Raw genomic sequence first — 4,037 nt, 5'->3', positions numbered from 1 at the left:
TCAACACCTTCTTTTCTGCTACATCGCCGTTTCCGGTGATCCTCAACTGCCGCATTTGACTGCGTCTCATTGGGGAGGCGAACTATAGCAAAGCCCCGCCAGTCTTGGCAAGGGCTTTCAATCGCCATGCGTGTTTTTATTCAGGCGGCCAGCAGGGCTTTGACCAGGTCCTTCTTGTCGACAGACTCCCTGGCATCGACATGCAGCGCCTTGAGCACATGATCGAGATGGTGCAACATGATGTCGACCGCAGCGTCGGCGTTGCCGGCCCTGGCCGCCTCGATGAACAGCGCATGCTCATCCGATGAGCAACTGGCGTCTTCGCTGGACTGCTGGTGCATGGCGATCAGCGAGGTCCGCGCCGTCAGTTTGCGCAAGATTTCCTTCAACACCAGATTACCAACGATATCGGCCAGCAAGGTGTGAAAGTCACCCAGCAATCTGGCGCGCAGCGGCAGATCGTTTTGTGCCAGGGCCTGGCGTTCCAGGGCAAGGTGGGCATCGATGCGGAGATAGTCGTCGGCCTTGGCCATGCCCACGAAATCGCGCGCCAGGCCGGCTTCGAGCGTGCGGCGCACGGCAAAGATTTCGCGCGCCTCGCGTTCACTGAGCTTGCACACGCATGCGCCCTTTTCCGGCACGATCTCGATGAGCTCATCCTTCGACAGCATCAGCAAGGCCGCACGGATCTTGGTGCGACTGACCGAGTACACGCGGGCCAGGGCCTCTTCCTTCAGTTTGGTGCCAGGGGGCAATCGGCGTTCGATGATCGCCGCCGCAATTTCCGCGGCGATCTTGTCGGACGAGTTGGTCACAGCTGGTGCGGTGGGCTCAAGCATGCGCAATCTGGCTTTGGAAAAACACGATCAGGAAACCGAACTGATGAAACTGGCCAGTTCCGGCGTCGACGGTGCGGCAAACAGGATCTTCGGATCACCTTGCTCATGGATTTTCCCCTGGTGCATGAACACCAGTTGATCACCCACCTCGCGTGCGAAGCGCATCTCATGCGTGACCATGATCAAGGTCATGCCATCCTCGGCCAGCTTGCGCACCACGGCCAGCACTTCGTTCACCAGTTCCGGGTCGAGCGCCGAGGTGATTTCATCGCACAACAGTATTTTCGGCTGCATCGCCAGCGCCCGGGCGATCGCCACACGCTGCTGCTGGCCACCCGACATCTGGTCTGGAAACGAGTCGAAGCGATCGGCAAGGCCGACTTTTGCCAGCGCATCACGCGCCAGCGCCTCGGCCTGCTGCTTGCCGATTTTTTTGACCACGGTCGGCGCCAGCATCACATTCTGCCCGGCCGTCAGATGCGGATACAGATTGAACTGCTGAAACACCATGCCGACTTTCAGGCGCAACTGGCGCAAATCGGTCTGGCCGACGGTGACCCGCACGCCATCGATGTCAAGCGAGCCTTCGTCGAAACTTTCCAGTCCGTTGATCGAGCGCAGCAAGGTACTTTTGCCCGAACCGCTGCGACCGATCACGGCTGTGACTTGTCCTGCCTTGACGCGCAGGTCGATGCCCTTGAGGACATGGTGCGTACCAAAACGCTTGTGCAAACCATTGATGCTAACGAGAGACATTGATTTTCCTTTCCAGGCGGCGGGCGTACAGCGAAAGCGGGAAACACAGGCAGAAATACATCAGGGCGATCAGGCCATACACGGTGAAGGGGGCAAACGTGGCGTTGCTGATCATCGAACCGGCCTTGGTCAGCTCGACAAAACCGATAATCGATGTAACGGCCGTCGCTTTCACGACCTGCACGGCAAATCCGACCGTCGGCGCAACGGCGATGCGCAGCGCCTGCGGCAAGATCACATGGCGCATCTGTTCCATATACGACATCGCTGTGCTGGCAGACGCTTCCCACTGACCACGCGGAATCGCCTCGACACAACCGCGCCAGATTTCCGCCAGGTAGGCACTGGTAAACAAGGTCAGGGCCACGCTGGCGGCAAGCCAGGGCGACACCTGCATGCCAGTCAGTGACAGGCCAAAGAACAGCAGGAACAATTGCATCAACAGTGGCGTGCCCTGGAACAGCTCGATGTACATGACGGCAAGCTGGCACACCAGCCGCGACCGTGAAGTGCGCATCATCAGGATCGCGATGCCAACCAGGCCACCGCAAACAAAGGCGATCAAGGACAGCAGTACCGTCCAACGCCCTGCCAGCAGCAGGTTGCGAACGATGTCCCACAGGGAAAAATCGCTCATGTCGCTCTCCTGGCAAGCACGTAGCGGCCAAACAGGACAAGCGCGCGGCGCACGCCCACCGCCAGTAAAAAGTACATGATGGTGACCACGAAATACACTTCGAAGGAGCGGAAGTTACGCGAGGTAATAAAGCCGGCGCCAAAGGTCAGCTCCTCGGCTGAAATTTGCGAACACACGGACGATCCCAGCATCACGATCACGATCTGGCTGGACAAGGCTGGCCACATCTTGAGCAAGGCCTGGCGCAGTATCACGCAGCGAAAAATCTGGAAGCGCGACATCGCCAGCGCTGAAGCCGCCTCGACGTGGCCTTTCGGCACAGACTCCACGCCGGCGCGGATGATCTCGGTGCTGTAGGCCCCCAGGTTGAGCACCATCGCAATTGTTGCCGCCTGCCACTCGCTCAAATGAATGCCAAGGCTGGGCAAGCCGAAGAAAACAAAAAACAGCTGCACGATGAACGGCGTGTTGCGGATCAGCTCCACATACACGGTGTAGACCGGGAACAGCACAGGCAGTTTCCAGGCGCGCGAGATGGCGCCAAGAATACCGATCGCAATACCGAGCACGGTACCGACGAGTGTCAGGCGCAAGGTGCCGATCACCCCGTTGTACAGATACTCGCGGTATTCCCAAATACTGCTGAAATCAAAGGTATATGCCATGGCGTACTTGATCAGTTACAGCAGGGCCGTGACGGGACGCGTTGTTTTCAGCCATTTCTGCGCGATGCTATTGAGGCTGCCGTCTTCTTTCGACTTGGCCAGGATGGCATTGATTTGCGCCAGCAACTTCGGCTCGCTTTTATTGATGCCGACGTAGCAGGGAGAATTCTTGATAAAGAATTTGAATTCGAGTTTTTTGGCAGCCTGTTTTTCGACAATTGCGCCAGCCACTACATTGCCAGTGGCAATCAGGGGCACCTGGCCGGACAGGAAAGCAGAAATGGTCGCGTTATTGTCTTCAAAACGCTTGATGGTGGTATTGGCCGGCGCAATCTTGCTCAGCTCAAGATCCTCCACGGCGCCGCGGGTGACGCCCACGGTTTTACCGGCCAGTTGTTCCGCCTTGCTGATTGCCTGCTCTGCGGTTCCGAACACGCCGCTGAAAAATGGCGCATACGCTGCGCTGAAGTCGATGACTTTTTCACGCTCCGGATTTTTACCAAGGCTGGAAATGACCAGGTCGACTTTTTTTGTATTGAGGTAAGGAATGCGATTGGCGCTGGTCACCGGCACCAGTTCCAGCTTCACACCCAGGCTCTTGGCCAGCAGTGCGGCCACGTCAATGTCGTAGCCGACCGGTTTCATGTCAGGGCCGACGGACCCGAAAGGCGGGAAATCCTGGGGCACGGCCACGCGCAAGACCTTGGCCTTGAGAATATCGTCGAGCGCCTCGGCATGGGTCAGCGGTGCGGCAAGTGCGGTGGCGGACAAGATCAGCGACAACACGATCGAACGACGGTTCATGGACAACTCCTCAAGGTGGGATGGAGCGCGCTGTCCCGTGATGAACAGCAGGCCATAATCCTTGAGCAGTTTCCGTGCCTGCATACAAAGCCTGTATACGATCTGCAAAACCCCTATTTCTGCATGGTTTTTGAGCAGTGCATCACTTTCTGCACCAGCTCATTCACGAATAGGGTGCGTTTACAACAAACCGCCAGACGAAAAAAAACCCCGACCATTGCTGATCGGGGTTTTTCTCTATTACGAATAACAAGCCTGACGATAACCTACTTTCACACTGGTTGCAGCACTATCATCGGCGCAAAGTTGTTTCACGGTCCTGTTCGGGATGGGAAG

At 57.3% G+C, this 4,037-nt stretch carries 5 protein-coding genes; all 5 read right to left on the bottom strand.

Going from position 1 to position 4,037, the window contains the following annotated elements:
• Positions 1 to 140: 140 nt before the first annotated feature.
• From AC0Z42_RS29645 to AC0Z42_RS29625, 5 genes are read right to left on the bottom strand one after another with little or no spacing between them, the layout of a single operon-like run.
• Positions 141 to 839 (bottom strand): GntR family transcriptional regulator, encoded by a 699-nt coding sequence (locus AC0Z42_RS29645; RefSeq protein WP_485471638.1) that lies wholly within the window; start codon positions 837 to 839, stop codon positions 141 to 143.
• 27 nt (positions 840 to 866) lie between these two features.
• Entirely contained in the window at positions 867 to 1,595 is a 729-nt protein-coding gene (locus tag AC0Z42_RS29640) for an amino acid ABC transporter ATP-binding protein (RefSeq protein ID WP_485471637.1), read from the bottom strand.
• Positions 1,582 to 2,232, bottom strand: coding sequence for an amino acid ABC transporter permease (locus AC0Z42_RS29635; protein ID WP_485471636.1), 651 nt, complete (start codon positions 2,230 to 2,232; stop codon positions 1,582 to 1,584). The genes AC0Z42_RS29640 and AC0Z42_RS29635 overlap by 14 nt, the downstream gene beginning before the upstream one ends.
• A complete protein-coding gene (locus AC0Z42_RS29630; protein ID WP_485471635.1) occupies positions 2,229 to 2,897 on the bottom strand; it encodes an amino acid ABC transporter permease in 669 nt (222 codons plus the stop codon). Before AC0Z42_RS29630 ends, AC0Z42_RS29635 begins: the two co-directional genes overlap by 4 nt.
• A 15-nt stretch (positions 2,898 to 2,912) precedes the next feature.
• On the bottom strand, positions 2,913 to 3,701 hold the full coding sequence (locus AC0Z42_RS29625) for a transporter substrate-binding domain-containing protein (RefSeq protein WP_485471634.1): 789 nt from the start codon (positions 3,699 to 3,701) through the stop codon (positions 2,913 to 2,915).
• Between the last annotated feature and the right edge of the window lie 336 nt (positions 3,702 to 4,037).

This window comes from Janthinobacterium sp. 1L-D-8-B-C4, assembly GCF_057291295.1.
This window is presented reverse-complemented; position numbering and strand designations above follow the sequence as displayed.